The organism is Streptomyces sp. NPDC051740 (assembly GCF_044453165.1).
GTDB lineage: Bacteria > Actinomycetota > Actinomycetes > Streptomycetales > Streptomycetaceae > Streptomyces > Streptomyces atrovirens.
Genome location: NZ_JBITCL010000001.1, coordinates 415,873 through 442,402, shown reverse-complemented (window position 1 = coordinate 442,402; position 26,530 = coordinate 415,873). Strand labels below are relative to the sequence as shown.

Sequence of the window (26,530 nt, the reverse complement as noted above, 5' to 3'; positions counted from 1 at the left end):
GTACGGCTGTCTGCTGAGCGAACGCTCAGTCGGTCGCCGATTGTTCCAGACGCACCACGACGGACTTGCTGGCCGGGGTGTTGCTGGTGTCCGCGGTGGCGTCCAGCGGCACCAGGACGTTGGTCTCCGGGTAGTACGCCGCCGCGCACCCCCGCGCCGTCGGATAGTGCACGACGCGGAACCCGGGCGCCCTGCGCTCCACACCGTCCTTCCACTCGCCGACCAGATCGACGTAGGCGCCGTCCGCCAGCCGCAGCTCCCGCGCGTCCTCCGGATTGACCAGGACCACCCGACGGCCGTTCCTGATACCCCGGTAGCGGTCGTCGAGACCGTAGATCGTGGTGTTGTACTGGTCGTGCGAGCGCAGCGTCTGCAGCAGCAGCCGGCCCTTGGGCGGCTCGGGGAACTCCACCGGCGCGGCGGTGAAGTTGGCCTTGCCGGTGGCGGTGGGGAAGCGGCGCTCGTCGCGCGGGGCGTGCGGCAGCGCGAACCCCCCGGGACGCGCCACGCGCGCGTTGAAGTCCTCGAAACCGGGGATCACCCGTGCGATGCGGTCGCGGATCGTCGCGTAGTCCTTCTCGAACTCCTCCCACGGCACCGTGTCGTCCTCGCCGAGCACGCGGCGGGCCAGCCGGCACACGATGGCCGGCTCCGACAGCAGCCGCCCGCTCGCCGGTTCCAGGCGCCCGCGCGAGGCGTGCACCATGCCCATGGAGTCCTCGACCGTCACGAACTGCTCGCCCCCGCCCTGGACATCGCGCTCGGTGCGGCCGAGCGTCGGCAGGATCAGGGCACGCGCGCCCGTGACGGTGTGCGAGCGGTTCAGCTTGGTCGACACGTGCACCGTCAGCCGCGCCCGGCGCATCGCGGCCTCGGTGACCTCCGTGTCGGGGGAGGCGGAGACGAAGTTGCCGCCCATGGCGAAGAAGACCTTCGCCCTGCCGTCGCGCAGCGCCCGGATGGCCCGTACGACGTCGAAACCGTGCTCGCGCGGGGGCGCGAAGCCGAACTCCTTCTCCAGGGCGTCCAGGAACGCGGGCGCGGGCCGCTCGAAGATGCCCATGGTGCGGTCGCCCTGCACGTTCGAGTGACCGCGCACCGGGCAGACTCCCGCACCCGGACGGCCGATGTTGCCGCGCAGCAGGAGGAAGTTGACGACCTCGCGGATGATCGGCACCGAGTGCTTGTGCTGGGTGAGCCCCATCGCCCAGCAGACGATGACGCGCTTCGACTCGAGGACCATCCGCAGACACCGCTCGATGTCCCCGCGCGTGAGACCGGTCGCGGTGAGCGTCCCGTCCCAGTCGGCGGCGCGCGCGGCCTCGGCGAACTCCTCGTAGCCGTGCGTGTGCGCGCGCACGAACTCCTCGTCGACCGCGCCGGGCGTCTCCAGGATCAGCTTGTTGAGGAGGCGGAACAGGGCCTGGTCGCCGCCGATGCGGATCTGCAGGAACAGGTCGGTCAGGGCGGCGCCGGTGGTGAGCCCCTTGGCGGTCTGCGGGTTCTTGAAGCGCTCCAGGCCCGCCTCGGGCAGCGGGTTGACGCTGACGATCCGCGCGCCGTTCGCCTTGGCCCTCTCCAGGGCGGACAGCATGCGCGGATGGTTGGTGCCGGGGTTCTGGCCGGCGACGATGATCAGGTCGGCCTTGTGGAGGTCCTCCAGCAGGACGCTGCCCTTGCCGACGCCGATCGTCTCCGACAGGGCCGAGCCGGACGACTCGTGGCACATGTTGGAGCAGTCCGGCAGGTTGTTGGTGCCGAGCCGGCGGGCGAAGAGCTGGTAGAGGAAGGCGGCCTCGTTGCTGGTGCGCCCGGAGGTGTAGAAGACGGCCTCGTCCGGGGAGGAGAGGGCGGCGATCTCCTCGGCGACGATGTCGAAGGCCCGCTCCCAGGTGACCGGCTCGTAGTGCTCACCGCCCTCGGGCAGGTACATGGGGTGCGTCAGCCGCCCCTGCTGCCCCAGCCAGTAACCGCTGCGGCCGGACAGGTCGGCGACGGAGTGCGCGGCGAAGAACTCCGGGGTGACCCGGCGCAGGGTGGCCTCCTCGGCCACCGCCTTCGCCCCGTTCTCGCAGAACTCCGCGCGGTGCCGGTGCTCCGGCTCCGGCCAGGCGCACCCCGGGCAGTCGAAGCCGTCCTTCTGATTCACGCTGAGCAGCGTCAGCGCCGTCCGCTTCACACCCATCTGCCGCTGGGCCATCCGCAGGGTGTGCCCGACCGCCGGCAGCCCCGCGGCAGCATGCTTCGGCCCGCCGACCTGCGGCGCGTCCTGAACCGGATCCCCCTTGGGAGGCTTCGCTGCCATCGCGCACTCCTGTTCCACATACACGTATGAGGTGGACCCCCGATCCTGCCACGCCCTTCCAGCCCGTCCGAAGGCGGAGGACGAGGCCCGCGCTTCCAGTCCGTCCGACGGTGGAGGACGAGGCCCGCAGGGCCTAAGGGGTCCGGGGCGCAGCCCCGGGGACGATGGGGGCACCTCCCGCTCGAGCGAAGTCGAGATTGGGGGAGGGAAGGGGCGGAGGGGGCGAATCGACCCCACGACCCACACCCGCCCCCCACTGTCAGTGCCACGTGGCAGGATCGGACACGTGGCAGACACAGCATCGAAGAAGACCGACCAGCCCCCCACCGGCCCCCGCCCCCGCCTGATGCTCATGGACGGGCACTCCCTCGCGTACCGCGCGTACTTCGCGCTGCCCGCGGAAAACTTCACCACCGCGACGGGCCAGCCGACCAACGCGATCTACGGCTTCGCGTCGATGCTGGCCAACACCCTCCGTGACGAGGCCCCCACCCACTTCGCCGTGGCCTTCGACGTCTCCCGCAAGACCTGGCGCTCGGAGGAGTTCACCGAGTACAAGGCGAACCGCTCCAAGACCCCGGACGAGTTCAAGGGCCAGGTCGAACTCATCGGCGAGCTCCTCGACGCGATGCACGCCGACCGCTTCGCCGTCGAGGGCTTCGAGGCGGACGACATCATCGCCACCCTCGCCACCCAGGCCGAGGCCGAGGGCTTCGAGGTGCTGATCGTCACCGGCGACCGCGACTCCTTCCAGCTCGTCTCCGAGCACACCACGGTGCTGTACCCGACGAAGGGCGTCTCCGAGCTGACCCGGTTCACCCCGGAGAAGGTCGTCGAGAAGTACGGCCTGACCCCCGCCCAGTACCCCGACTTCGCGGCGCTGCGCGGCGACCCGTCGGACAACCTGCCCGGCATCCCCGGCGTCGGCGAGAAGACGGCCGCGAAGTGGATCAACCAGTTCGGTTCCTTCGCCGAGCTGGTCGAGCGCGTCGAGGAGGTCAAGGGCAAGGCCGGGCAGAACCTGCGCGACCACCTGGAGGCGGTCAAGCTCAACCGCCGCCTCACCGAGCTGGAGCGCGCCGTCGAGCTGCCCAAGGGCGTCCTCGACCTGGCGCGGACCGCCTACGACCGCAAGGCCGTGGTGATGATCCTGGACACCCTGGAGATCAGGAACCCGTCGCTGCGCGAGCGGCTGTTCGCCGTCGACCCGGGCGCGGAGGAGGCCGAGACCACCCCGGTCGTCGCGGAGGGCGTGGAGCTGGACGGCACGGTGCTGGGCACCGGCGAGCTGACCGCCTGGCTCACCGAGCACGGCACCGGCCCGCTCGGCGTCGCCACGGTCGACACCTGGGCCCTCGGTACCGGCTCGGTCGCCGAGGTCGCGCTGGCCACGGCCGCCGGACCGGCCGCCTGGTTCGACCCGTCCGAGCTGGACGAGGCCGACGAGCGGGCGCTCGCGGCCTGGCTCGCCGACGCGGCCCGCCCCAAGGTGTTCCACAACGCCAAGGGCGCGATGCGGGTCTTCGCCGAGCACGGCTGGACCATCGAGGGCGTCACCATGGACACCGCGCTCGCCGCGTACCTGGTGAAGCCGGGCCGCCGCTCCTTCGACCTGGACGCGCTGTCCCTGGAGTACCTGCACCGCGAGCTGGCGCCCGCCGCCGCGCCCGACGGTCAGCTCGCCTTCGGCGCGGACGACAGCGCCCAGGCCGAGGCGCTGATGGTGCAGGCCCGCGCCATCCTCGACCTGGGCGGGGCCTTCGAGGGCCGCCTCGAGGAAGTGGGCGCGGCGGACCTGCTCCGCGACATGGAGCTGCCCACGTCCGCGCTGCTCGCCCGCATGGAACGGCACGGCATCGCGGCCGACCGGGAGCACCTCCAGGCGATGGAGCAGATGTTCGCGGGCGCCGTGCAGCAGGCGGTGAAGGAGGCACACGCGGCGGCGGGGCACGAGTTCAACCTGGGCTCGCCCAAGCAGCTCCAGGAGGTCCTCTTCGGCGAGCTGGCCCTGCCGAAGACGAAGCGGACGAAGACCGGCTACACCACGGACGCCGACGCCCTGGCCTGGCTCGCCACGCAGACCGACAACGAACTGCCGGTGATCATGCTCCGCCACCGTGAGCAGGCGAAGCTGCGCGTCACCGTCGAGGGCCTGATCAAGACGATCGCCGCGGACGGCCGTATCCACACCACGTTCAACCAGACCGTCGCCGCGACGGGCCGGCTCTCCTCGACGGACCCCAACCTCCAGAACATCCCGGTCCGCACGGACGAGGGCCGCGCGATCCGCCGCGGCTTCGTCGTCGGCGAGGGCTTCGAGTCGCTCCTCACGGCCGACTACAGCCAGATCGAACTGCGCGTGATGGCCCACCTCTCCGAGGACGCCGGCCTGATCGAGGCGTTCACCTCGGGCGAGGACCTGCACACCACGGCGGCGGCGCAGGTGTTCTCCGTCGAGCGGTCCGCGGTGGACGCGGAGATGCGCCGCAAGATCAAGGCGATGTCGTACGGGCTGGCGTACGGGCTGTCGGCCTTCGGCCTCTCCCAGCAGCTGAACATCGAGGCGGCGGAGGCGCGCGCCCTGATGGACGCGTACTTCGAGCGCTTCGGCGGCGTACGGGACTATCTGCGCCGGGTCGTCGACGAGGCGAGGGCGACCGGCTACACGGCGACGCTCTTCGGCCGCCGCCGCTACCTGCCGGACCTCAACAGCGACAACCGCCAGCGCCGCGAGGCGGCGGAGCGCATGGCGCTGAACGCGCCGATCCAGGGCACGGCGGCGGACATCGTCAAGATCGCCATGCTGAACGTGGACCGCGCCCTGCGCGAGGCGGACCTGCGCTCCCGCACGCTCCTCCAGGTCCACGACGAAATCGTCCTGGAACTGGCCCCCGGCGAGCGCACCGCGGTGGAGGACCTGGTCCGCCGCGAAATGGCGTCCGCGGTCGAGCTCAGGGTCCCCCTGGGCGTCTCGGTGGGCGCGGGCCCGGACTGGGAGTCGGCGGCGCACTAGCCCTTCCGGGGGCTCAGCCCCCGTACCCCCGCTCCTCGAACGCCGGAGGGGCTGATCCAGCCCGTCCGGGGGCGGGGGTCCCCCTCTGGGAGAGTCCGAGGCCGAGGCCTGCGCTTCCAGCCTGCCTGGGGGAGTTTGGGGACGAGGCCTGCGCTTCCAGCCCGTCCGGGGGAGTTTGGGGACGAGGCCTGTGCTTCCAGCCTGTCCGGCGTTTGAGGACGAGGCCCGTCCAGGGCCGAACTCCAGCCCGTCCGGCGTTTGAGGACGAGGCCCGTTCAGGGCCGGAGGGGGTCCGGGGCACAGCCCCCGGACCGGAAACCTTCACTCGCGTGGCCCCCGCGGGAAAGCCCCCGCCCGCAGGGCCGGACACCATGCCATGCATGGGTATACGCATGCTTCACCGCACAGCGGCAGGCAACGCACCCCCGCGCCCCGGCGGACGCACACTGTCCCCGCCGGCCCCGGTCTTCGCGGCCTCCGCAAGTACCGCCCGCGTCCCCGCCACCCTCGCGACCGCGCTGCGCAGCGCCACGGCGGACCTCGGCCGCCGTATCGCCGACGGCCGTCGGCGAACCGCCCGCACCCCCACCGCCGGGGCCCTCACGGTCGAGCAGCCGCCGTGGCGGCTGTGGGCCGAGCTGGCCCGCGCCTACCTCACCCTCGTGCTCACCCTGCTGCCCCGCCCCCGCCCGGTCCGCACCGTCACCGTGTTCGTCGCGGCGAGCGACACCCTCAGCGTGCGCCCGTACGGTCCGGCCGCCGCGCACCGGCGCCCGCAGGGACCCCCGTGGCCGGACGCCACACCCTGACGGCCACCGCGTACAGCGGCAGTGCGAGGACCAGCCCCGCGCCCGCCCCGAAGCACACCGTCGGAATCAGTTCCCAGGGCTTCGCGGCCGAGCCCCAGTGGGCCCACCACCGCGAGGCCCGCTGCACCGCGGCCGCCGCCGCGCACCCGCCGAGCAGCGCGACGGCCCACCACCGGTCCCCGGCGGACAGCGCGGGCACCCCCACCGGCTCGCTCTCCGGGGCCGTCCGCCGCAGCGCCCGCACCACGAACAGCGCGATGACGACCGCGGCCACCGCCGAACCGCCGTACTGCAGGTACCAGTACAGCGGCGACCCCGCCACCTTCTCGCCCAGCACGGGAAACACCCGCATCCCCCACCGGTCGAGATGCGTGAACGCGTCCCAGACCACATGCGTCAACGCCCCCACCACGGCCGAGAGGTACCAGCGCGCCACCAGCGACGGCCGCGTCCGCGCACGCGGCGCCCCGCAGCGCAGCAGCGCCGCCGCCCGACCCTGCCGGGCCCGCGGCAACAGCGCCACCAGCGGTTCGCGCACCAGCAGCCACAGCCCCACCAGCGCCCAGGCGATGAGCACGTCGACCGTGAACACACCCCGGAACGCATGGGTGACGTCACCGAACTCCATCGCCCCGGACAGGACACTCGCCGCGTAATAGGTCATGTCGGGTGCGAAGCTGCCCGCGACCAGTACGGCGGGAACCAGGGGGCCCCGCCCGCTCCCGTCCGTGCGCACGGCGGGCAGCACCGCCGCCGCATGGCTCAGCGTGAACGGCAACGCGGCTCCTCGTGACAGTGGTTGACCGGGCCCGCGGGCCCACCTGATCGGCAGGCCCCAGTATGCGCGACGCCCCGCACCGGCCCCCGCCCTGCGGGAACGTGGTGAACCGGTGAATATCGGGCATGAACGGGTGTCCGGGCAAAGGAAGTTGTCGTAGGGTCGCGAGGGCCGTCGTGCCGGATGCCCGCAGGAGGGCAACCAGTGGGGCGGGTAGATCGTCACAACAGGGCGAACACAACACAGGCTGACGGACGTCACGGCGTTCACGGGAGGGGCTCACTCTATGGCGGCGCAATTCGGCAGGAGGCTGCGCAAGGGAGTGACGACCACCGCCGTCGCCGCGGCGGCGGTGGCGGCCCTGGCCGCGTCCCAGGCCCCCGGTGCGACGACGGAGGGTCAGGGAGGGCAGACCACCTCGGACGCCACGCCCTCACCCGAGGAGGCCGCTGCCGCCGGCGCGACCGGCAACTCGCCCTACTACACGGACCTGCCGCCGCTCAACAGCCCCAACCCCGCCCCGTCCGCGAGCACCGGGACGGACACGTCCGGCGTGACCGAGGCCGGCATACCCGCGACCGTCCTCGACGCCTACAAGCGGGCCGAGGCGACGCTGCGCGAGAAGAAGCCCGGCTGCAACCTGCCCTGGCAACTCCTCGCCGCCATCGGCAAGGTGGAGTCCGGTCAGGCCCGCGGCGGACGCGTCGACGCCGACGGCACCACCCTCTCGCCCATCCTCGGCCCCCAGCTCGACGGCAACGGCTTCGCCCTCATCAAGGACACCGACAACGGTGCCTACGACGGCAACAGCTCCTACGACCAGGCCGTCGGCCCCATGCAGTTCATCCCCTCCACCTGGGAGTGGGCGGGCCGCGACGGCAACGGCGACGGCCGTGAGGACCCCAACAACATCTACGACGCGGCCCTCGCCGCCGGCCATTACCTGTGCCGCTTCGACTGGGACCTGTCCGACCAGCGGGACCTCGACCGGGCGATCCTCAGCTACAACCAGTCGACGGAGTACCTGAACACCGTCATGTCGTGGCTGGAGTACTACCGCAGGGGCACGCACGAGATCCCCGACGGCACCGGCACGCTGCCCACGGACCGCAGCGACAGCACCAGCACGGTGCGTCCTTCCCCGACGGTGCCGAGCACGTCGCCGAGCACGTCGCCGTCGCTGAAGCCCAGCCCGAAGCCGGAGAAGCCGGCCGACTCCGGCAGCCCGAGCACGCCGCCGCCCACCACCACCCCGCCCACCACCACCCCGCCCACCACCACCCCGCCCACCCCCACCGACACGGTGGACCACCTGGAGGCCGCCGGTGACGTGCAGTTCACCGCGATGGCGGGCGACGCGTTCACCGAGCGGATGAGCGCCCGCGCGGAGACGGACGCCGGCAAGGCCGTGGCCAAGGTGCGGATCCGGTTCACCATCGTCGGTGACACCGACACCACCTTCACCGGCGGCGAGAGCGTGGCCACCGTCGTCACCGACAGCTCGGGCGTCGCCGTGGCCCCCACGCTCCAGGCGGGGGAGAAGACCGGCTCCGTCAGCGTCCGGGCCACGGTGGTCGGCCGTACGGTCGAGGGCGTCACCTACCGGGCGACCGTCACCGAGCGCGCCGCCGACACCCTCGTCCGCACCGGTACGAAGGAGCTGACCTGCACGCCGGGCGGCGAGTTCGCGGAGGCGGTCGAGCTGAAGGCCACGTACGAGGGCGTGGCCGCCGACAAGGTCGCCGCCACCGCGACGATCGTCAAGTCGGCCGAGGACACGGCCGAGAACGACAAGGGCCCCTACTTCAAGGACGCCGACGGCAGGGCCGTACGCACCCTGGGCGGTCTGACGACGGACGCGGACGGCCTGCTGAAGCTGCCTCGGCTCTACGCGGACGACACCGAGGGCACGTTCCGGCTCCTCGTCACCACCGCGGGCGGAGCGACCGTCACGATCGACCTGACCGTGGCGGCGCCGCCGGCCCAGACGGAGCCCCCGGCCGGGACGGAGACCCCGGCCCCGTCCACCAGCCCGTCGGCGAGCCCCGCCGTCTGACGGAACCGGAACGACCGGATCACCGCCTGAGCCGCGCGTTGGTGTGCCGGGTCGGCTCGGCGGTGGCCGGATCCTCCGGCCAGGGGTGCCTGGGATAGCGCCCGCGCAGTTCGGCCCGTACGCCCTTGTAGCCGTCCCGCCAGAACGAGGCGAGGTCGGCGGTCACGGCGGCGGGCCGCCCGGCCGGGGACAGCAGGTGCACCAGCAGCGGCACCCCGGCCACCCGGGGCGACTCCTGGAGCCCGAACATCTCCTGGAGCTTGACCGCGAGCACCGGCTGCTCCGGGTCGGAGTAGTCGATCCGGATTCCGGACCCACTGGGCACGGTGATCCGCTCGGGGGCGAGCTCGTCGAGCCGTACGGCCTCGCCGGAGGCCCAGGGCAGCAGCCGCGCGAGCGCCTGCCCGGCGTCGATCCGCCCGAGGTCGGCCCGTCGCCGGGCCCGGCTCAGTTCCGGCTCCAGCCACTCCGCCACGCGCGCGTGCAGCGCCTCGTCGGAGACATCGGGCCACGGCGCGCCGAGCCGGCCGCGCAGGAACGCCAGCCGCTGCCGCAGTACGGCGGCCCCGGCCGGCCACCGCAGCAGCCCGAACCCCTCCCGCCGCAGCCCGTCCAGCAGCGCGTCCCGTACGAGCGAGGGGCCGGCGTCGGCGTACGCCCGTACGGCCACCTCCACCGCCCCGAGCCGCTCGACCCGCCGCGCGACGACGTCCCCGTCGCCCCAGCCCACTTCCTCCCGGTGCTCCAGCAACGCCCCCGCCGCGACCCGCGCGACCCCCTCGTCGACGACGCCCCCGAGCTGCACGCGCGCGTGCCCCCGCCCCACGGGCCGGTCGGCGACGGCGACGGCGACCCACTCGGCCCCCCGCAGCCGCGACCCCGCCCCCACCTCGGCCCGCGTCCCACCCACCATCAGATACGAGCCGCCCTCCGCACGGGCCACCCGCTCGGGAAAAGCCAACGCGACGACGAACCCGACCCGCAGGTCCTCCCCGCCCCCGACGACAGGCCGGAAACCGGCTCCGTCCCCACCGCCCGGCCCCCGCGGGGTGCCCGAGGCGGACGTGCCCGCGCCGCCGACGACCCCGGCGCCGTCCCTGCCGGCCGTCGGCCGTGGGGGACCCGGTGCGGGCGTGTCCGGTGTGCCGATGCCCCGGGTGTCGCCCCCTGCCGCCTGCCCCGGGGGCTGGACGGGGGCGGCATGGGTGCCGGACCGGTCCGCCGGTGTCGGCGGGGAGGGCCGCGTGGGCTCGGAGACGAGACCGCGGAGGCGGTCGGCCTCCTTGCGCCACCGCGCGGTGTACGCGTCGCCGCCGCGCCGGGCGGTCCGCAGTGCGGCGGTGAGGTCGTCGCCGTACTCCCTCGGCGGCTCCTCGCTGATCAGGGCGACCACCTCGGCCGCGAGGGCCGGGCCCACCGCCGGTGCCGCGTCCAGCAGGGCGCGGCCCAGGCGCGGGTGCAGGCCCAGGCGGGCCAGCCGTGTCCCGCGCTCGCCGGCCCGCCCGTCGGGACCCACCGCGCCGATCGCCGTCAGGACGGAGCGGGCCGCCGCCATCGCCCCGGCCGGCGGGGGATCCAGCAGTGCCAGCCCCGAGGCGTCCGGATCGCCCCAGCAGGCCGCCTGGAGCGCGAACGCCGTCAGGTCGGCCACCTTGATCTCGGGGGAGGGGAACCGCGGCAGCCGCGCGTCCTCCGCCTCCGCCCAGCACCGGTACACCGTCCCCGGCGCCTCACGTCCGGCCCGCCCCGCCCGCTGGAGCCCCGCCGCGCGGGAGGCCCGTACCGTCGCCAGCGCGCTGAGCCCCCGCGCGTGGTCCACGCGCGGTTCGCGCGCCAGCCCGGAGTCCACGACCACCCGCACCCCGGGAACCGTCAGCGACGACTCGGCGACCGAGGTCGCCAGCACCACCCGGCGCCGCTCCCCGACGGACAGCACCGCGTCCTGCACGGCGGCCGGCGCCCGCCCGTGCACCTGGAGCACGTCGACGTCCCCGAGCCCCCCGAGCCGCCCGGCCACCCTGGCGATCTCGCCGACCCCCGGCAGGAACGCCAGCACGTCCCCGTCCCGTTCCGCCAGCGCCCGCCGCACCACCGACGCCACGTGCGTCAGCAGCGCCGGATCGACCCGCATCCCGTGCGGCGGCCGTACCGCACGCGCGGGCGGCGCCCACACCACGTCCACCGGGAACGCGGCACCGCGCGCCCGGACCACCGGCGCGTCCCCCAGCAGCCGCGCCCAGCCCTCCGCGTCCGTCGTCGCCGACGCGGCCACCAGCCGCAGCTCCGGGCGCAGCGCCTCGCGCACGTCCCACAGGAACGCCGCCGCCGTGTCCGCGTCCAGATGCCGCTCGTGGCACTCGTCGAGCACCACCACGTCCACCCCGGACAGCTCCTGGTCGCGCTGGAGGCGCTGGAGGAGCACACCGGTCGTCACGACCTCCACGCGCGTGTGCCGCCCCACCGTCCGCTCCCCGCGCACGGTGAAACCGACCGACTCGCCGACCCGCTCGCCCAGCAGCCACGCCATCCGCCGTGCCGCCGCGCGGGCCGCGATCCGCCGCGGCTCGGCGACCACCACCCGCCGCGCGGGCCCGTCCCCGAGCAGCCCCGCCAGCGCCAACGGCACCAGTGTCGTCTTGCCGGTGCCGGGCGGCGCCACCAGTACGGCGGTGCCGTGCGCGTCGAGCGCGTCGGTCAGCCCCGGCAGGGCCTCGCGCACCGGAAGGGCGTCCAGGGCGTCGTAACGGATCACGCACTCAGTCCCGTACGCACACGAAGATCGCCGTCCCCGGGATCAGGTTCCCGCGCAGCGGCGACCAGCCGCCCCACTCGGAGGTGTTCCAGGCCGGCCACTCCGGCTCCACCAGGTCCACCAGCCGGAACCCCGAGGTGACGACGTCACGGACGCGGTCCCCGAGCGTCCTGTGGTGCTCCACGTACACCGCGCGGCCCCCCTCGTCCTGCTCGACGTAGGGCGTGCGGTCGAAGTACGACGCGGACACGCTCAGCCCCTCAGGGCCCGGCTCGTCCGGGAACGCCCAGCGGATCGGGTGCGTGACCGAGAAGACCAGCCGGCCGCCGGGCCGCAGCACCCGCCGCACCTCGCGCAGCACCAGCCGCGGATCGGCCACGAAGGGCAGCGCCCCGTACGCCGAGCAGACCAGGTCGAAGGAGCCGTCCGCGAACGGCAGCGCCCCCGCGTCCGCGCACACCAGCGGGACCGGCCCGCCGATCCGCAGCGCGTGCTGCAACTGCCGGTGCGAGATGTCCAGTGCCACCGGCCTCGCCCCCTGCCCGGCCAGCCAGCGCGAGCACTGCGCCGCGCCGGCGCCCAGTTCCAGGACGTCCCGCCCCTTCAGTTCCTCCGGCGGGCCGAGCAGCTCCGCCTCCACCTCGTCCAGCCCCTCGGGTCCCCACACGAAGCGGTCGTCGCCGAGGAACGTGCCGTGCTCGATCTGGTACTCGTCCGCGTTGCGGTCCCACCAGCCCCGGTTGGCGCGTGAGCTCTCCGTGACACCGGCCTGCCGCCGGGTCGCCTCCGGTTCGGGCGCTTCGGGCTCTTGGATGATCGGCTCCCTCGTCGTACTCTTCCGTCCAGCCGGCCGGTCCCCGGCGTGTCGCCGCAGGGGTCTCGTCGCCCCTCCGTGGCCTCGGGAGACCGTAGTTGTGCCGGTTATGAGGCGATCCGCCCCGGGTGGGCGGCTTCGCGCATTGACCATGCCCGGCAGCCCCCGTATGCTACAAGTTGCGCTGCGAGCCTGCGCACCTCAGACGTAGCAGGCTGCGCTCGCATCTGTTGTATGTCCCCTCGGTTCTCGAGGTGTCATCACCGGTGGACGGTGATGCGCTTCCTTGGCTGTCCGGCTTCTGCAGAGCGAAACGGGCTCCGGCGTAGCAGTACCTACGACTTCAATGTCCGTACCGGAGCCCTTTCCCACATGACGAGCAGCACCGAGACCACCGCCACCACCCCGCAGGTTGCGGTCAACGACATCGGTAACGAGGAAGCGTTCCTCGCCGCGATCGACGAGACGATCAAGTACTTCAACGACGGCGACATCGTCGACGGCGTCATCGTGAAGGTCGACCGGGACGAGGTCCTGCTCGACATCGGTTACAAGACCGAAGGTGTCATCCCGAGCCGCGAGCTCTCGATCAAGCACGACGTCGACCCCAACGAGGTCGTCGCCGTCGGTGACGAGATCGAGGCCCTCGTCCTCCAGAAGGAGGACAAGGAAGGCCGCCTGATCCTCTCGAAGAAGCGCGCCCAGTACGAGCGTGCCTGGGGCACCATCGAGAAGATCAAGGAAGAGGACGGCATCGTCACCGGTACCGTCATCGAGGTCGTCAAGGGTGGTCTCATCCTCGACATCGGCCTCCGTGGCTTCCTGCCGGCCTCCCTCGTCGAGATGCGTCGTGTCCGCGACCTCCAGCCCTACGTGGGCAAGGAGCTCGAGGCCAAGATCATCGAGCTGGACAAGAACCGCAACAACGTGGTCCTGTCCCGCCGTGCCTGGCTGGAGCAGACCCAGTCCGAGGTCCGCCAGACGTTCCTCACCACCCTCCAGAAGGGGCAGGTCCGTTCCGGCGTCGTCTCCTCGATCGTCAACTTCGGTGCCTTCGTGGACCTGGGTGGCGTCGACGGTCTGGTCCACGTCTCCGAGCTGTCCTGGAAGCACATCGACCACCCCTCCGAGGTCGTCGAGGTCGGCCAGGAGGTCACGGTCGAGGTCCTCGACGTCGACATGGACCGCGAGCGCGTCTCCCTGTCGCTGAAGGCGACCCAGGAAGACCCGTGGCAGCAGTTCGCCCGCACCCACCAGATCGGCCAGGTCGTGCCCGGCAAGGTCACGAAGCTGGTTCCGTTCGGTGCGTTCGTCCGCGTGGACGAGGGCATCGAGGGTCTGGTCCACATCTCCGAGCTGGCCGAGCGCCACGTGGAGATCCCGGAGCAGGTCGTCCAGGTCAACGACGAGATCTTCGTCAAGGTCATCGACATCGACCTCGAGCGCCGTCGCATCAGCCTCTCGCTGAAGCAGGCCAACGAGGCCTTCGGTGCCGACCCGTCGGCGGTCGAGTTCGACCCGACCCTGTACGGCATGGCCGCGTCCTACGACGACCAGGGCAACTACATCTACCCCGAGGGCTTCGACCCCGAGACCAACGACTGGCTCGAGGGCTACGAGACCCAGCGCGAGGCGTGGGAGACCCAGTACGCCGAGGCGCAGCAGCGCTTCGAGCAGCACCAGGCGCAGGTCATCAAGTCCCGCGAGGCGGACGAGAAGGCCGCTGCCGAGGGTGGCGAGGCCGCCGCTCCGGTCGCGTCCGGTGGCGGTTCGTACTCCTCCGAGGGTGGCGACCAGTCCGGTGCGCTGGCTTCGGACGAGGCGCTTGCCGCGCTGCGGGAGAAGCTGGCGGGTGGGCAGAGCTGACGCTCTCCACTGACGCCTAGCCGTTGACTGAGGGGCCGCACCTTTCGAGGTGCGGCCCCTCAGTGCTGTGTTCCGGGCTGCGGCCCGGTGGGGGGGTTCGCGCCCACGCGGCGGAGCCGCATATCGATACGGCCCCGCGCCCCTGAAGAGTTGCGGGTCGGCTGCCGGCCGGTGGGGGCTTGTCGCGCAGTTCCCCGCGCCCCTTTCGGGGCGCTGCCCGCGGTCCTGATGAGAAGGTCCCCGCGCCCGCGCCCCCCAGGGAGTCGCCCGGGCCCCCAGGAGAAGTTCCCCGCGCTCTCCGGGGAGTTGTTCTCGTCGGGGAATGTCAGTGGTGCGTGCCATGTTGTGGTGTACGGACATGAGGAGGAGCGGTCACTGTGCTTGATCCGCAGGGTTTGTACGCGTGGGAGCCGAAGGGGCTCGGTGTCGTCGACATGGCGCTGGCCCAGGAGTCGGCCGGACTTGTCATGCTCTACCACTTCGACGGATACATCGACGCGGGGGAGACCGGGGACCAGATCGTCGACCGGCTGCTCGACTCGCTGCCCCACCAGGTCGTCGCCCGGTTCGACCACGACCGGCTCGTCGACTACCGCGCCCGCCGCCCGCTGCTGACCTTCACCCGCGACCGGTGGAGCGACTACGAGGTGCCCGCCATCGAGGTGCGCCTCGTCCAGGACGCCACGGGAGCGCCCTTCCTGCTGCTCTCCGGGCCCGAACCGGACGTGGAGTGGGAGCGCTTCGCCGCCGCCGTCCAGCAGATCGTGGAGCGGCTCGGCGTGCGCCTGTCGGTGAACTTCCACGGCATCCCCATGGGCGTCCCGCACACCCGGCCCGTCGGCCTCACCCCGCACGGCAACCGCGCCGACCTCGTCCCGGTGGCCGGCAGCGTCTTCGACGAGGCACAGGTGCCGGGCAGCGCCGAGGCGCTCGTCGAGTACCGGCTCATGCAGGCCGGGCACGACGTCCTGGGCGTCGCCGCGCACGTGCCGCACTACATCGCCCGCTCCCCCTACCCGGACGCGGCACTGACCGCCCTGGAGGCCATCACGGCCGCGACGGGACTGGTCCTGCCCGGCGTCGCGCACGCGCTGCGCACCGACGCCCACCGCACCCAGACGGAGATCGACCGCCAGATCCAGGAGGGCGACGACGAACTCACCGCCCTCGTCCAGGGTCTGGAGCACCAGTACGACGCGGCGGCGGGCGCGGAGAGCCGGGGCAACATGCTCGCCGAGCCGGTGGACATCCCGTCGGCGGACGAGATCGGCCGCGAGTTCGAACGCTTCCTGGCGGAGCGCGAGGGCGACGGCTGACGCCCTAGGCTGTCCCCCATGCTGAAAGTGGGCCTGACCGGCGGGATCGGTGCCGGCAAGAGTGAGGTGTCGCGGCTGCTCGTCGAGTGCGGGGCCGTGCTGATCGACGCGGACCGGATCGCGCGTGAGGTCGTCGAACCGGGGACGCCCGGTCTCGCGGCGGTCGTGGACGCCTTCGGCGCGGAGGTCCTCACCGAGGACGGCAGGCTCGACCGGCCCAGGCTGGGTTCCATCGTCTTCGCCGACCCGGAGAGGCTGGCCGTCCTCAACTCGATCGTCCACCCCCTGGTGGGCGCCCGTTCCCGCGAGCTGGAGGAGGCCGCCGCCGAGGACGCCGTCGTGATCCACGACGTCCCCCTCCTCGCGGAGAACGGCCTGGCCCCCCTCTACGACCTCGTGATCGTCGTCGACGCGAGCCCGGAGACCCAGCTCGACCGGCTCGTCGGCCGGCGCGGCATGACGGCGGAGGACGCACGCGCGCGGATGGCCGCCCAGGCGACCCGCGAGCAGCGCCGGGAGATCGCCGACATCGTCATCGACAACGACGTCCCCCTCGACGAGCTGCACCGGCGCGTCAAGGAGGTGTGGGCCGACCTCGTCCACCGGGCGCGGACCTCCCACCCGGAATAGCGGGTGCCGGGCGGGGCGTTGAACCCGTTCAGCGAGGGAAGGACTCCGCCGTGCCCGAGACCAGCGGTTCGACCGGACGTACGCCGGAAACGCATGTCATCGACTTCCGTGCCGCCGAGCACCTGCTCGCCTCCCGGGACCCGAGGGGCGCGGTGAAGCTGCTCGACGGTGTCATAGACGTCCACCCGGAGAACACCGCCGCGCGGCTGCTGCGTGCCCGTGCCTTCTTCGCGGCGGCCCAGCTGCGCCCCGCCGAGCTGGAGTTCTCCCTCGTGCTGGAGCGCGAGCCGGACAACGCCTTCGCCCACTTCGCGCTCGCCCGCACCTACCAGCGGCAGGGCCGCCCGCACCCGGCCAAGCGACACTTCCGGCTGGCGGCCGCGCTGGACCCGAACCCGGAGTACCTGGAGGCGGCCCGCTTCGACGAGTGACGGCCGGCGCTACGGGCGGCTCCTCGGCGGCTGGTACGGGGGCACATCGCGCCCCGGCTGGTAATGCGGGCCCTGGCGGATGTGCCGCAGGACGACGACCAGGTCGACCGTGACGACCAGCCACAGCAGCCCGCAGACGAGGGCCCAGCCCGGATGCCCCGCGAGCGCGAACGCCACGGTCCCGGACACCGTCCAGACCACGCCCCACACGCTCAGCCAGAACCGCATCCGCAGAGCACTGCGCGCGGTCGCCGGCTCACTGCCCGTACGCATCCCGATCACCACCCCGTCCGCGCCGCTTCCGTGTGTTCCGGGTTCCCCGAACCGTCTCCAGGACCACGTGTCACTCGGCCGGGTGAACCGGCGAGGAAGGGGAACGGGTGTGCGGACGCCGGCCGTTTCACGGGCATGGAACTGAGAATGCGTGAGGGCTATGAGGGGACGGGCCCCGGGGCGATCACCCCGGACGGCTGTGCGGTGGAGCTGTACGCGCGGCTGCCTGTCGGGGACGAGCCGGACGTCATCGCCGCCGCGGTGCCGGCGGGGGCGCGGATCCTGGAGCTGGGCAGCGGCGTCGGGCGGATGACCCACGCGCTGCTGGAGCGCGGCTTCGAGGTCACGGCGGTGGACGAGTCCGCGGAGATGCTGGAGCGGGTGCGCGGGGCGCGGACGATATGCGGACCCATAGAGCGGCTCGACCTCGGTGAGACGTTCGACGTGGTGCTGCTCGCGTCGTTCCTGGTGCACGCGGGGGACGTGGAGGTGCGGCGGGGCCTGCTGCGCACCTGCGTGCGGCATCTGGCGAAGGGCGGCTGCGTGCTGATCCAGCGGGAGGGCGAGGACTACCACACCGATGTGCCGCGCGAGCGGGCCGACCCGGCCGGCTTCACCGTGCGGATCGTGTCGGCGGAGCCGGTGGGCGACGGCGTCGACTCGGTCCACGCGGAGTACGTGTTCCCGGACGCGACCTGGACCCAGACGTTCCGCGCCCGCCCCCTGACGAGGGAGCAGTTCGAGGAGGCACTGGCGGAGACGGGCCTGAAGGTGGACCGCTACCTGACGGAGGACAGGATGTGGGTGAGGGCGGTGCCGATGTCCGACACCTGATCACGCGCCCCGGTTCACGGCCCCTTGCCGCGGGCCTTGCGCCCACCGGCCGTCTCGCGTCCGGCGGGTCGACCGCGCCTGCCGGTTCCGCCGGGCAGCGGCGCCCGGGTCACCGCCGCTGCCCGGCCCGCCCGGCCCCGCGTTCACGGGCGGGCCGTACCCCCGGTCCCCTTGCCGCGGGCCTTGCGCCCACCGGTCGTCTCGTGTCCGATGGGTCGACCGCGCCTGCCGGTTCCGCCGGGCGCGGCGCCCGGGTCACCGCCGCTGCCCGGCCCGCCCGGTCCCGCGTGTCCACCGAACGGGGTGGGGCCGCCCAGGCCGCGCAGCCGTTCCATCTCTCGGCGGTCGCGCTTGGTGGGGCGGCCGGTGCCGCGGTCGCGGATGCCGGCGGGGGCGACGGCCTCGCGGGGCGGGGGCGGCGGGGAGTTGTCGATGTAGCACTGGACGGCCACCGGGGCGCCGACCCGCTTGCGGATCAGCCGCTTGACGACGACGACCCGCTCCCGGGTCTCGGCCCGCAGCCGCACCTCGTCACCGACACGGAGGGAGTGGGAGGGCTTCACGCGCTCGCCGTTCACCCGGACGTGCCCGCCCTTGCAGGCGGCGGCGCCGAGGGACCGCGTCTTGACCAGCCGTACCGACCAGATCCAGCTGTCGATCCGTACGGACTCGCCACTCGGCGGGCCGGCCGCCTCGGCGGCGGCCACGGCGGCGGCGACCTTGGGGTCCTCGGCACTCTCAGAAGCCATGGTCCCGACCTTAACCCTTGGTCCCGGCCGGTGGTGCGGGGTTTTCGCCCGCCCCGAACACCTACGGTGGAGCCATGGACCCCCATGGCCTCGACCGGCTCGACCAGCGCATCGCCGGCTGCCGTGCCTGCCCCCGGCTGGTCGACTGGCGGGAGGAGGTCGCCCGGACCAAGCGGGCCGCGTTCGCGGACTGGACGTACTGGGGGAGGCCGGTGCCCGGATTCGGGCCGGCGGACGCCCGGCTGCTGATCGTCGGTCTGGCACCCGCCGCCCACGGCGGCAACCGCACCGGGCGGATGTTCACCGGGGACCGTTCCGGGGACGTGCTGTACCAGGCGTTGTACGACGTGGGGCTCGCCTCGCAGCCGGGCTCCACCCACGCCGGGGACGGCCTGGAGCTGTACGGCGTGCGCGTCACCTCGCCCGTGCACTGCGCCCCGCCGGCCAACAAGCCCACCCCCGAGGAGCGGGACACCTGCCGGCCCTGGCTGGTGCGGGAGCTGCGCCTGCTGCGGCCGACGGTACGGGCCGCGCTCGTGCTGGGGGCCTTCGGCTGGCAGGCCGCGCTGCCCGCGTTCGCCGAGGCCGGCTGGACCGTGCCCCGGCCCCGGCCCGCCTTCGCGCACGGTGCCCGCGTCACCCTGGACGCCCCCGACGGGCCCGGTCTCGGCCTCTTCGGCTGTTTCCACGTCAGCCAGCGCAACACCTTCACCGGCCGCCTCACCCCCGAGATGCTCCGGGACGTGCTGCGCACGGCGGCCGGGGCGGCGGGACTGGGTACGCCGGGAAGGGGATGAGCGGTTCCGGCCGACGCCGGTACGGTGCTCCGACGAGCCGGTACCCGGAGACCGAACCCGTACGACCACGGCCGGCGACGACGCGCTGGTGGCGGCGACGGACCGGTACGCCCGGCCCCGCGCTCCTCGGCCAGGGCGACGAACCGGTCGCCGATCCCGCGCCCGCGCCACTCGGGGCGAGGCGGAGCCGGTCCAGCTCCTCCTCGCCCTCCGGCACCGGCACGCCGACCGCGTTCCGGCCCGCCGCCCGGACCGCCCCCGCGTTGCTCCCGACGAGGCGCCGGGCTACGGGCGCAGCACCACCTTCGTGTAGCCCTCGATGCGCTTGTCGAACTTGTCATAGGCCGACGGCGCCTGGTCCAGGGGCAGCTCGTGGGAGACGACGAAGCTGGGCTTCGCCCTGCCCTCGATGATCATGTCGCGCAGTTGCCGGTTGTAGCGCTTCACGTTGCACTGCCCCGTGCCCAGCCGCAGGCCCTTCTCGAAGAGCTTGCCGACCGCGACGAGGAGCATGCCCTGCTTGGACTGCTCGTCCGGGGCTCCGGGGTCGGACGGGACGTAGAGCCCGGGAATGCCGAGCATTCCGGTGGCGCGCACCGTGCGGATGAGCGAGTTCAGGACGGTCGCCGGTTCCTCGCGGTCCGTGCCGCCCGCCGTGGCCTGGTAGCCGACCGCGTCGACGCCCTTGTCGGTGCCCATGCCCTCGGTCTGCTCGTGGATCTGCTCCACCGGGTCGCCCTCGGCGAAGTTGATCGGGACCGCGCCGATCTCCTCGGCCTTCTGCAGCCGCTCGGGGACCCGGTCCACGACGAAGACCTTCTTCGCGCCGCGCAACAGTGCCGAGTAGGCGGCCATGAGACCGACCGGTCCGGCGCCGTACACGGTGACGCTCTCGCCGGGGCGGACCTGGGCGAGTTCGCAGCCGTGGTAGCCGGTGGGGAAGATGTCGGCGAGCAGCACGAAGTCGTTCTCGTGCTCCTTTCCCGGCGGCAGTTTCAGGCAGTTGAAGTCGGCGTAGGGAACGCGCAGGTATTCCGCCTGGCCGCCCTTCCACGGTCCCATCGCGACATAGCCGTAAGCACCGCCGGGGAAACCGGGATTGACGGTCAGACAGTATCCGGTGAATCCCTCGGCGCAGTTCCGGCAGAATCCGCAGGCGACGTTGAAGGGCATGACCACACGGTCGCCCTCCTTGAGAGAGGTGACCCCCGGGCCGACCTCCGTGATGATGCCCATGTTCTCGTGACCGAAGGTGATGCCGGGCTCGGCGTTGGTACGACCCTCGTACATGTGCAGGTCGGAACCGCAGATCGCGGTCGAGGTGACCTTGACGATCACGTCGTTCGGATGCTGGATGGCAGGGTTGTCGACTTCTTCGACGGCGACCTCGAACGGTCCCTTGTACACGACGGCTTTCATGGCTGTGGCCTCCACTCGATGGCGTACGGGTCCGGTGGCGCTCCTCTCCCGATGGTTTCGGGTGACCGATTTCTCATGGTTCTCCGGTCTGGCCGATGGGGCAAGCCGGTAATATCCGGACGTATATCGTCCGACGATCCGCGGACGACGCATGCCGTAACCGAGAACGGAAAGAGGCCACCATGGCAGCGCAGCGGCTGGGGACCCTGCTCATCGCGGTGCCCGGGCTGTCCGGCACCACCTACCCCCCGGGCACGACGGTGACGGTCCGTGGTCGTGGGGCCACTGTCGACGGGTTCGTGAACGGCGACTGGCTTCCGCTGTCGTGGTGGGAGTTCTCCGACGGCCTCCGCGAGGACATCGCCGACCGCTGACCGCGGCGCCCGGCACCCACCGGCCGGTACGGCACCCACCGGCCGGTACGGCACCCGGCCGGTGTCAGTCGTCGCTGACCTTGACCCAGTCCAGGGTCCGCTCCACCGCCCGCTTCCAGTCCCGGTAGCCCTCCTGGCGCCGTTCCTCGCTCCACTGCGGGGTCCAGCGCTTCGACTCCTGCCAGTGGGTGCGCAGCTCGTCGGTGTCGCGCCAGAAGCCCACGGCGAGCCCGGCGGCGTAGGCGGCGCCCAGCGCGGTGGTCTCGGCCACCACGGGACGGCTGACCGGCACGCCCAGCACATCGGCCTGGATCTGCATGCACAGGTCGTTCGCGGTGACGCCGCCGTCGACCTTGAGCACGTCCAGGCGCACACCGGAGTCCTGCTCCATGGCCTCGACCACGTCGCGGCTCTGGTAGCAGATGGCCTCCAGTGTGGCCCGCGCGATGTGACCGCCGGTGTTGTACCGGGCCAGCCCCACCATGGCGCCGCGTGCGTCGGAGCGCCAGTAGGGGGCGAAGAGACCGGAGAACGCCGGAACGAAGTACATCCCGCCGTTGTCCTCCACCGAACGCGCCAGCTGCTCGCTGTCCGGGGCGCTCCCGATGATCTTCAACTGGTCGCGCAGCCACTGCACGGCCGCGCCGGTGACGGCGATGGAGCCCTCCAGGGCGTAGACCGCGGGGCTCCCCGCGAACCGGTACGCCACCGTCGTCAGCAGCCCGCTGTGCGAACGCACCAGCTCCGTACCCGTGTTGAGTACGAGGAAGTTGCCGGTGCCGTAGGTGTTCTTGGCCTCGCCGGGGGAGAAGCAGACCTGGCCCACGGTCGCCGCGTGCTGGTCGCCGAGCACACCGGTGATCGGGACGGCGGCGCCCAGCGGCCGGGAGGTGCGGGCCTGGCCGAACGCCTCGGGGTCGGACGAGGAGTGGATGTCCGGCAGCATCGGGCGCGGGACGCCGAAGAGGTCCAGCAGCTCCTCGTCCCAGTCCAGGGTCTCGAGGTTCATCAGCATGGTGCGGCTGGCGTTGGTCACGTCCGTGGCGTGCACACCGCCGTTGGGCCCGCCGGTGAGGTTCCACAGGACCCAGGCGTCGGTGTTGCCGAACAGGGCGTGGCCCGCCTCGGCGGCCTCGCGCAGTCCGTCCACGTTCTCCAGCAGCCACTTGATCTTGCCGCCGGAGAAGTAGGTGGCCGGCGGCAGACCGGCCTTGTGGCGGATGGTGTCGCCGTGGCCGTCACGCTCGAGAGCGGCGGCGATGCGGTCGGTGCGGGTGTCCTGCCAGACGATGGCGTTGTAGTACGGGCGGCCGGTGCGCGGGTCCCAGACCACCGTCGTCTCGCGCTGGTTGGTGATGCCGACGGCCCGCAGGTCGGCGGCGGTCAGGCCGCCGTCGCGCAGGGCGTTCTGGATCACCGTGTTGGTGCGTTCCCAGATCTCCACCGGGTCGTGCTCGACCCAGCCGGACCGGGGCAGGATCTGCTGGTGTTCGAGCTGGTGCCTGGCCACCTCGTTCCCCGCGTGATCGAAGATCATGAAGCGGGTGCTGGTGGTCCCCTGGTCCACCGCGCCGACGAATTCGGGCATCGCTGACACCTCCTGGTTGACGACGTGGTCCTGACGGCGGGGTCCGGGGCCTACGGTTCCTCGGTGGCCGGTCCTTGCTCCTGCTCCTCGAGCGCCCTCGCCCTGGCGGTGATCACGGGTTTGATGAGCAGGTCGTACACGCCGACACCGACGATCCCGCCGATCAGCGGGCCGACGATGGGGATCCACCAGTAGCCGCTGAACCATCCGAATGTGCCGGGCAGGGCGATGTCGCCCCAGCCCGCGAAGAAGGTGAACAGCCGGGGTCCGAAATCACGCGCGGGATTGATCGCGTACCCGGCGTTGGTGCCGAATGTCAGGCCGATCGCGACGACCACCAGACCGATGATGAACGGGTGGAGATTCGCCATCGGAGCCGTGTTGCGGGTGTCGATGACGGCGCAGATGAGCAGCAGCAGAATCGCCGTTCCCACGATCTGGTCGAGCAGTGGGCCCCACCAGGAGTTCCCGAAGTACTCGGCGGGGAACGTCGCGAAGATGGAGTAGGTCGCCAGCGACTCGTCCCGCGGGACTCCGGCCTTGGCGTCGGCCGCGTCGATGGCCCACCGGTAGCACGCGTAGACGAGCGCGGCGGCGGCGAAGGCGCCCACCACCTGCGCCAGCCAGTACGGCAGGACCTTCCGCCAGGGGAAGTCCCCGCGCACGGCGAAGGCCAGCGTCACCGCGGGGTTGATGTGGGCACCGCTGACACCGCCGGCCACGTAGACACCGAACACCACGGCGAGGCCCCAGCCCCACGAGATGATGAGCCAGTTGGCCGGCCCGAATTCCACGAATTGCCGTCCCGATCCGGGCAGACCGGCGACGGCGACGGCCACCGATCCGGCGCCCAGCAGGAGCAGGACGAACGTCCCCAGGAATTCGGCGAGCATTTCGCCGCCGAGACCTTCTCGATAACCTCGACGGCGTGGGCTGCTTTCCACCTTGATGCGTTCAGCCATCGACTCTCCTCGGCAGGAATGGCACAGGCCTTCCCCTCCCTTTCCGGCAGCGTATGCGTATCGCCGTGAGAGGGCGCCCTGAGCAGGGAGTTTCCTTCCAATGGAGCAACGCGCCGGGCGTCAGCCGTCGAGCAGCGGCTCCAGGAACCGGCTCGGGGTGCCGTGCCAGGAGATGGCCAGGGCGTCACGGGAACGGGTCCCGCGCGCCTTCTCCCGCCGGCAGTGGTCGAGGACCGGCACCAGTAACGACTCGGTCTTCCCGGACCCGGTCCCGGTGGTGATCACCGTGGGCCGGGCGGGCCCGTGCAGCGTGCTCAGCCGCTCCCACGCCTTGGCCTGGTGCCGGTACGGCGGGAAGCCCGGCCGCCACTCCAGCTCCCGCTGCCACCCGTCACCGGCCTTGTGGAACGGCGTCCTGATCCGCAGGTACGGCCCGCGGAAGATCCCCGTCTCCGGATGCCCGAGGAACCGTTCGAGGGCGAGCCGGGTCTCCCCGTCGGTCAGTGCGTACGTCGTCGTGAGGTACTGCGTCAGACCGCCGCGCACCTGGGCGGCGGCCAGAGTGGGCCTCACGACGACTCCTTCGTCCCGGTGATCGCCCCGGTCAACCGTATGGCGCACATCCGACACGGTCCGCCCCGCTGTCGGACGCCGCCTCCGGCCCCGGTCTCATCCCGCTGTCAGGCGTTGTCCCCGGGGCCGGGCTCGAACGTCGTGCCGAGCTCGTACTGTGCGATTCCGAAAGGCCGGAAATCGGTGTCCGCGAGGACTCGGTAGAGGAATTCCGACGTAGACATGTCGTACCGACGCCACTCGCCGCCGTCGGCTCGCGCGAGGACGGGACACTCGCCGGGGCGTTGGGCGTCGATCAGCCAGCAGTACTGGTCGGCCCATTCCGTGGCGCCCCATTCGATCAGACCCCTGCCTCCCGGGGCGTAGATCGGGTACGGGTCCACGGCGGAGACATCGCCGTACTTTCCCTCTTGCTCGTCCGAAAGGGACAGTCGCCACAGCGTGAGGAAGTCGAAGGCGACACCCCCGTCACGCGCGAGGAAGGAGACGGAATCGGAGAACGTCCCGCCACCGAAGGCCTCGAAGAGCTCTTTGTAGTCCGCCGGAAGCGGAACCCGCAGCTCCTCCTCCACCGCCGCCCAGTCGACGGAGATCCCCAGCGGCTCCCAGCCGGTCAGCTCGATCACACGCCGCACCCACATACAACAACCTTTCGAAGCCGGTCCGGTCGGAAACGGGAGCGGTCCCCCTCCGCCCCGAGGGGGACCGCTGGAGCCGCCCCTCGGTGACCTCACGGAAGTCCGCGGGTAATCGCATGCCGAGCTCTTCCTCCGACTCGGTCCATGGCCGAAGGGCCCCTGCGGCTCTACACCGCGTTCTTCTCCGGGCTGACCGCGTCGAAGACGATCAACTTCCGCTCGAAGTCGGCGTAGAACGTGGCGGAGTAGCGCCCTTGCGTCACGGCGGTCACGAAGTCCTCACTCGTCTGCCACTGGACGCCTGCCGGTAGACGTGGACGGACGGTGCCGAGCACCACCGGTGTACCGGGCTCGTTCCGCCAGGCGTGGTCCTTGCTCAGCCTCGCCACATCGGCGTCCGCGAGCCGGACGACCCCGGACACCCGGAAGTCCGAGGGACCCGGTACCGATGACCTGCCCTTGCCGAGGGTCTCCCCTGCCCACTCCACGGAATCGAAGTCCCCCAGCTCGGGGAAGTACTTCCGCACCAGGTCCTCGTCCTGCCGGATGCCGGGCTCACCGATCTCCCCGGACCGGGATTCCGGGGCCCCGGCGGTGTCCGCCGACCCGGTCCGATGACCGCATCCCGCCAGTGCGAGCACGGCCACGGCCGCTGCCGCGAGGCGGGAAGCCCGGCGGATCCGCAGCCGTCCTTCTTTCCTACCGGTACACATCGCTACCCACCGTGGTGCTGCCCGCCTGTCCGATGGCCCGTGTCACGTCACGCATGAACGTACCTCGTACCAGAGGGAACCGTCGGACCAGCCAGTGCCGCAGGGCACGGACCGTGCCGACCGGGGGTGTCCGGTACCGCCTTGTCGTACACGGCCGGCACCGGCGAGCCGACGGACACCGGCAGTTCCGGCAGCGAGGCCGTCACCTCCGAGGGGCGTTCGGAGAACGGGCCCCCGGGCGCGCGATCGCGGGAGCGCGACGCCACGTCCCTCCCCTGCCGGGTTCCTGCTCCGGTGCGATCCATGGTGCGGGATCCGACCAGTTGAACCGAGGCTCTCCCAGGAGGCTTCGTATCTCCGGGAGCGTTGCCACGTCCATGCCCCTCCTGGTCTCAGAACGGGCTCGGGACCTGGGTCCAGACGATCACGACGAGGGCCAGATGGACGAGGCACAGCAGTCGTGCGGACTTCCATCTGAACGACACCCCGGCCGTGGCGGCGAGGAACAGTGTGGACAGGACGAGGCAGAAGAAGGCGCCGGCCGCTGTGTCGGGGTCCGACGTCGGCGTGTTCTCGACGCCCACGGCGGGCAGGCTCAGGGCCAGCATGCCGACCGCGACGGCGTACAGTCCGGCGGTCAGCAGACCTCGCAGCCACAGGCCCGGCTTCTGGTTCTCAGCTATCACGTGCGTTCCATCCTGCAGGAGTTACTGACGCGGGGGGGGGGGGGGGGGGGGGGGGGGGGGGGGGGGGGGGGGGGGGGGCGCGCGGGGGCCGCGGGGGGGGGGGCCGCGCCCAGGGGCGCGGTGGTTAATATATAGGAGGGGCTCGGCGGGGGGC

Annotated in this window: 23 protein-coding genes; 10 read left to right on the top strand and 13 right to left on the bottom strand. The window is 72.2% G+C overall.

The genetic code is table 11. The features are described 5' to 3' along the window. Positions 1–25 precede the first annotated feature (25 nt). Positions 26–2,305: an FdhF/YdeP family oxidoreductase gene (locus ACIA6T_RS02110; RefSeq protein ID WP_399444624.1), complete on the bottom strand. Its 2,280-nt coding sequence runs from the start codon at positions 2,303–2,305 to the stop codon at positions 26–28. A 286-nt stretch (positions 2,306–2,591) separates the two neighbouring features. Here ACIA6T_RS02110 and polA point away from each other — a divergent pair, with 286 nt between their 5' ends. Further along, on the top strand, positions 2,592–5,318 hold the full coding sequence (gene polA, locus ACIA6T_RS02105) for a DNA polymerase I (protein WP_399444623.1): 2,727 nt from the start codon (positions 2,592–2,594) through the stop codon (positions 5,316–5,318). 380 nt (positions 5,319–5,698) lie between these two features. Next, on the top strand, positions 5,699–6,127 hold the full coding sequence (locus ACIA6T_RS02100) for a hypothetical protein (protein ID WP_399444621.1): 429 nt from the start codon (positions 5,699–5,701) through the stop codon (positions 6,125–6,127). Here ACIA6T_RS02100 and ACIA6T_RS02095 read toward each other — a convergent pair. Further along, positions 6,051–6,905 carry a DUF4184 family protein gene (locus tag ACIA6T_RS02095; protein WP_399444620.1) on the bottom strand — a complete coding sequence of 285 codons (855 nt, stop codon included), beginning with the start codon at positions 6,903–6,905 and terminating at the stop codon, positions 6,051–6,053. The two genes, ACIA6T_RS02100 and ACIA6T_RS02095, sit on opposite strands and share 77 nt — an antisense overlap. A gap of 286 nt (positions 6,906–7,191) precedes the next feature. On the opposite strand from ACIA6T_RS02095, the gene ACIA6T_RS02090 reads away from it, so the two are divergent. Then, positions 7,192–8,961: a lytic murein transglycosylase gene (locus ACIA6T_RS02090; RefSeq protein ID WP_399444619.1), complete on the top strand. Its 1,770-nt coding sequence runs from the start codon at positions 7,192–7,194 to the stop codon at positions 8,959–8,961. A 19-nt stretch (positions 8,962–8,980) separates the two neighbouring features. Here the strand turns inward: ACIA6T_RS02090 and ACIA6T_RS02085 are convergent, their stop codons facing one another. Both ACIA6T_RS02085 and ACIA6T_RS02080 read right to left on the bottom strand, forming a co-directional pair. Beyond that, positions 8,981–11,713, bottom strand: coding sequence for an ATP-dependent RNA helicase (locus ACIA6T_RS02085; protein WP_399444618.1), 2,733 nt, complete (start codon positions 11,711–11,713; stop codon positions 8,981–8,983). A 4-nt stretch (positions 11,714–11,717) separates the two neighbouring features. Continuing rightward, a complete protein-coding gene (locus ACIA6T_RS02080) occupies positions 11,718–12,680 on the bottom strand; it encodes a class I SAM-dependent methyltransferase (protein ID WP_399444617.1) in 963 nt (320 codons plus the stop codon). A 219-nt stretch (positions 12,681–12,899) separates the two neighbouring features. Here ACIA6T_RS02080 and rpsA point away from each other — a divergent pair, with 219 nt between their 5' ends. From rpsA to ACIA6T_RS02060, 4 genes are all read left to right on the top strand, one after another. Then, positions 12,900–14,393: a 30S ribosomal protein S1 gene (gene rpsA, locus ACIA6T_RS02075; protein WP_073936493.1), complete on the top strand. Its 1,494-nt coding sequence runs from the start codon at positions 12,900–12,902 to the stop codon at positions 14,391–14,393. A 377-nt stretch (positions 14,394–14,770) separates the two neighbouring features. Continuing rightward, the gene (locus ACIA6T_RS02070) at positions 14,771–15,709 is read left to right on the top strand and encodes a PAC2 family protein (RefSeq protein WP_385057454.1); all 939 of its coding nucleotides are present in this window, start codon (positions 14,771–14,773) and stop codon (positions 15,707–15,709) included. A gap of 18 nt (positions 15,710–15,727) precedes the next feature. Continuing rightward, complete coding sequence (gene coaE / locus ACIA6T_RS02065) at positions 15,728–16,339, top strand: dephospho-CoA kinase (RefSeq protein ID WP_399444616.1); 612 nt, start codon at positions 15,728–15,730, stop codon at positions 16,337–16,339. 50 nt (positions 16,340–16,389) lie between these two features. After that, on the top strand, positions 16,390–16,770 hold the full coding sequence (locus ACIA6T_RS02060; RefSeq protein ID WP_399444615.1) for a tetratricopeptide repeat protein: 381 nt from the start codon (positions 16,390–16,392) through the stop codon (positions 16,768–16,770). Positions 16,771–16,779: 9 nt separating this feature from the next. On the opposite strand, the gene ACIA6T_RS02055 is transcribed toward ACIA6T_RS02060, so the two are convergent. Next, the gene (locus tag ACIA6T_RS02055) at positions 16,780–17,043 is read right to left on the bottom strand and encodes a DUF6343 family protein (protein ID WP_399444614.1); all 264 of its coding nucleotides are present in this window, start codon (positions 17,041–17,043) and stop codon (positions 16,780–16,782) included. Positions 17,044–17,190: 147 nt separating this feature from the next. Between ACIA6T_RS02055 and ACIA6T_RS02050 the strand changes: the two genes are divergently transcribed. Further along, on the top strand, positions 17,191–17,877 hold the full coding sequence (locus tag ACIA6T_RS02050) for a class I SAM-dependent methyltransferase (protein ID WP_399444613.1): 687 nt from the start codon (positions 17,191–17,193) through the stop codon (positions 17,875–17,877). A 143-nt stretch (positions 17,878–18,020) separates the two neighbouring features. Here the strand turns inward: ACIA6T_RS02050 and ACIA6T_RS02045 are convergent, their stop codons facing one another. Beyond that, entirely contained in the window at positions 18,021–18,626 is a 606-nt protein-coding gene (locus tag ACIA6T_RS02045) for an RNA-binding S4 domain-containing protein (protein WP_399444612.1), read from the bottom strand. A 74-nt stretch (positions 18,627–18,700) separates the two neighbouring features. Here ACIA6T_RS02045 and ACIA6T_RS02040 point away from each other — a divergent pair, with 74 nt between their 5' ends. Further along, positions 18,701–19,423, top strand: coding sequence for a uracil-DNA glycosylase (locus ACIA6T_RS02040; protein WP_399444610.1), 723 nt, complete (start codon positions 18,701–18,703; stop codon positions 19,421–19,423). A 285-nt stretch (positions 19,424–19,708) separates the two neighbouring features. On the opposite strand, the gene ACIA6T_RS02035 is transcribed toward ACIA6T_RS02040, so the two are convergent. Further along, positions 19,709–20,842 (bottom strand): glutathione-independent formaldehyde dehydrogenase, encoded by a 1,134-nt coding sequence (locus ACIA6T_RS02035; RefSeq protein ID WP_399444609.1) that lies wholly within the window; start codon positions 20,840–20,842, stop codon positions 19,709–19,711. A gap of 182 nt (positions 20,843–21,024) precedes the next feature. Here ACIA6T_RS02035 and ACIA6T_RS02030 point away from each other — a divergent pair, with 182 nt between their 5' ends. Further along, positions 21,025–21,216: a hypothetical protein gene (locus ACIA6T_RS02030; protein ID WP_399444608.1), complete on the top strand. Its 192-nt coding sequence runs from the start codon at positions 21,025–21,027 to the stop codon at positions 21,214–21,216. 64 nt (positions 21,217–21,280) lie between these two features. Here ACIA6T_RS02030 and glpK read toward each other — a convergent pair whose 3' ends face one another. The 6 genes from glpK to ACIA6T_RS02000 all read right to left on the bottom strand — a co-directional run bounded on the left by glpK (position 21,281) and on the right by ACIA6T_RS02000 (position 26,376). After that, entirely contained in the window at positions 21,281–22,804 is a 1,524-nt protein-coding gene (gene glpK, locus ACIA6T_RS02025) for a glycerol kinase GlpK (RefSeq protein ID WP_399444607.1), read from the bottom strand. Positions 22,805–22,854: 50 nt separating this feature from the next. Further along, positions 22,855–23,697 (bottom strand): MIP/aquaporin family protein, encoded by an 843-nt coding sequence (locus tag ACIA6T_RS02020; RefSeq protein WP_399444606.1) that lies wholly within the window; start codon positions 23,695–23,697, stop codon positions 22,855–22,857. Between the two features lie 189 nt (positions 23,698–23,886). After that, positions 23,887–24,339 carry a hypothetical protein gene (locus ACIA6T_RS02015; protein ID WP_399444605.1) on the bottom strand — a complete coding sequence of 151 codons (453 nt, stop codon included), beginning with the start codon at positions 24,337–24,339 and terminating at the stop codon, positions 23,887–23,889. A 107-nt stretch (positions 24,340–24,446) separates the two neighbouring features. After that, the gene (locus ACIA6T_RS02010) at positions 24,447–24,965 is read right to left on the bottom strand and encodes an SMI1/KNR4 family protein (RefSeq protein WP_399444604.1); all 519 of its coding nucleotides are present in this window, start codon (positions 24,963–24,965) and stop codon (positions 24,447–24,449) included. A gap of 179 nt (positions 24,966–25,144) precedes the next feature. Next, on the bottom strand, positions 25,145–25,624 hold the full coding sequence (locus ACIA6T_RS02005; RefSeq protein WP_399444603.1) for a hypothetical protein: 480 nt from the start codon (positions 25,622–25,624) through the stop codon (positions 25,145–25,147). Positions 25,625–26,082: 458 nt separating this feature from the next. Continuing rightward, positions 26,083–26,376, bottom strand: a complete 294-nt coding sequence (locus ACIA6T_RS02000) for a hypothetical protein (protein WP_384715898.1) — start codon at positions 26,374–26,376, stop codon at positions 26,083–26,085. Positions 26,377–26,530: the final 154 nt, after the last annotated feature.

Excerpts from the sequence above, each read along its gene's own strand:
- ACIA6T_RS02110 (WP_399444624.1), bottom strand. The coding sequence starts at position 2,305 with ATGGCAGCGAAGCCTCCCAAGGGGGATCCGGTTCAGGACGCGCCGCAG.
- ACIA6T_RS02100 (WP_399444621.1), top strand. The coding sequence starts at position 5,699 with ATGGGTATACGCATGCTTCACCGCACAGCGGCAGGCAACGCACCCCCG.
- ACIA6T_RS02090 (WP_399444619.1), top strand. The coding sequence starts at position 7,192 with ATGGCGGCGCAATTCGGCAGGAGGCTGCGCAAGGGAGTGACGACCACC.
- ACIA6T_RS02080 (WP_399444617.1), bottom strand. The coding sequence starts at position 12,680 with ATGGTCAATGCGCGAAGCCGCCCACCCGGGGCGGATCGCCTCATAACC.
- rpsA (WP_073936493.1), top strand. The coding sequence starts at position 12,900 with ATGACGAGCAGCACCGAGACCACCGCCACCACCCCGCAGGTTGCGGTC.
- coaE (WP_399444616.1), top strand. The coding sequence starts at position 15,728 with ATGCTGAAAGTGGGCCTGACCGGCGGGATCGGTGCCGGCAAGAGTGAG.
- ACIA6T_RS02055 (WP_399444614.1), bottom strand. The coding sequence starts at position 17,043 with ATGCGTACGGGCAGTGAGCCGGCGACCGCGCGCAGTGCTCTGCGGATG.
- ACIA6T_RS02050 (WP_399444613.1), top strand. The coding sequence starts at position 17,191 with ATGCGTGAGGGCTATGAGGGGACGGGCCCCGGGGCGATCACCCCGGAC.
- ACIA6T_RS02045 (WP_399444612.1), bottom strand. The coding sequence starts at position 18,626 with ATGGCTTCTGAGAGTGCCGAGGACCCCAAGGTCGCCGCCGCCGTGGCC.
- ACIA6T_RS02040 (WP_399444610.1), top strand. The coding sequence starts at position 18,701 with ATGGACCCCCATGGCCTCGACCGGCTCGACCAGCGCATCGCCGGCTGC.
- ACIA6T_RS02035 (WP_399444609.1), bottom strand. The coding sequence starts at position 20,842 with ATGAAAGCCGTCGTGTACAAGGGACCGTTCGAGGTCGCCGTCGAAGAA.
- ACIA6T_RS02030 (WP_399444608.1), top strand. The coding sequence starts at position 21,025 with ATGGCAGCGCAGCGGCTGGGGACCCTGCTCATCGCGGTGCCCGGGCTG.
- glpK (WP_399444607.1), bottom strand. The coding sequence starts at position 22,804 with ATGCCCGAATTCGTCGGCGCGGTGGACCAGGGGACCACCAGCACCCGC.
- ACIA6T_RS02020 (WP_399444606.1), bottom strand. The coding sequence starts at position 23,697 with ATGCTCGCCGAATTCCTGGGGACGTTCGTCCTGCTCCTGCTGGGCGCC.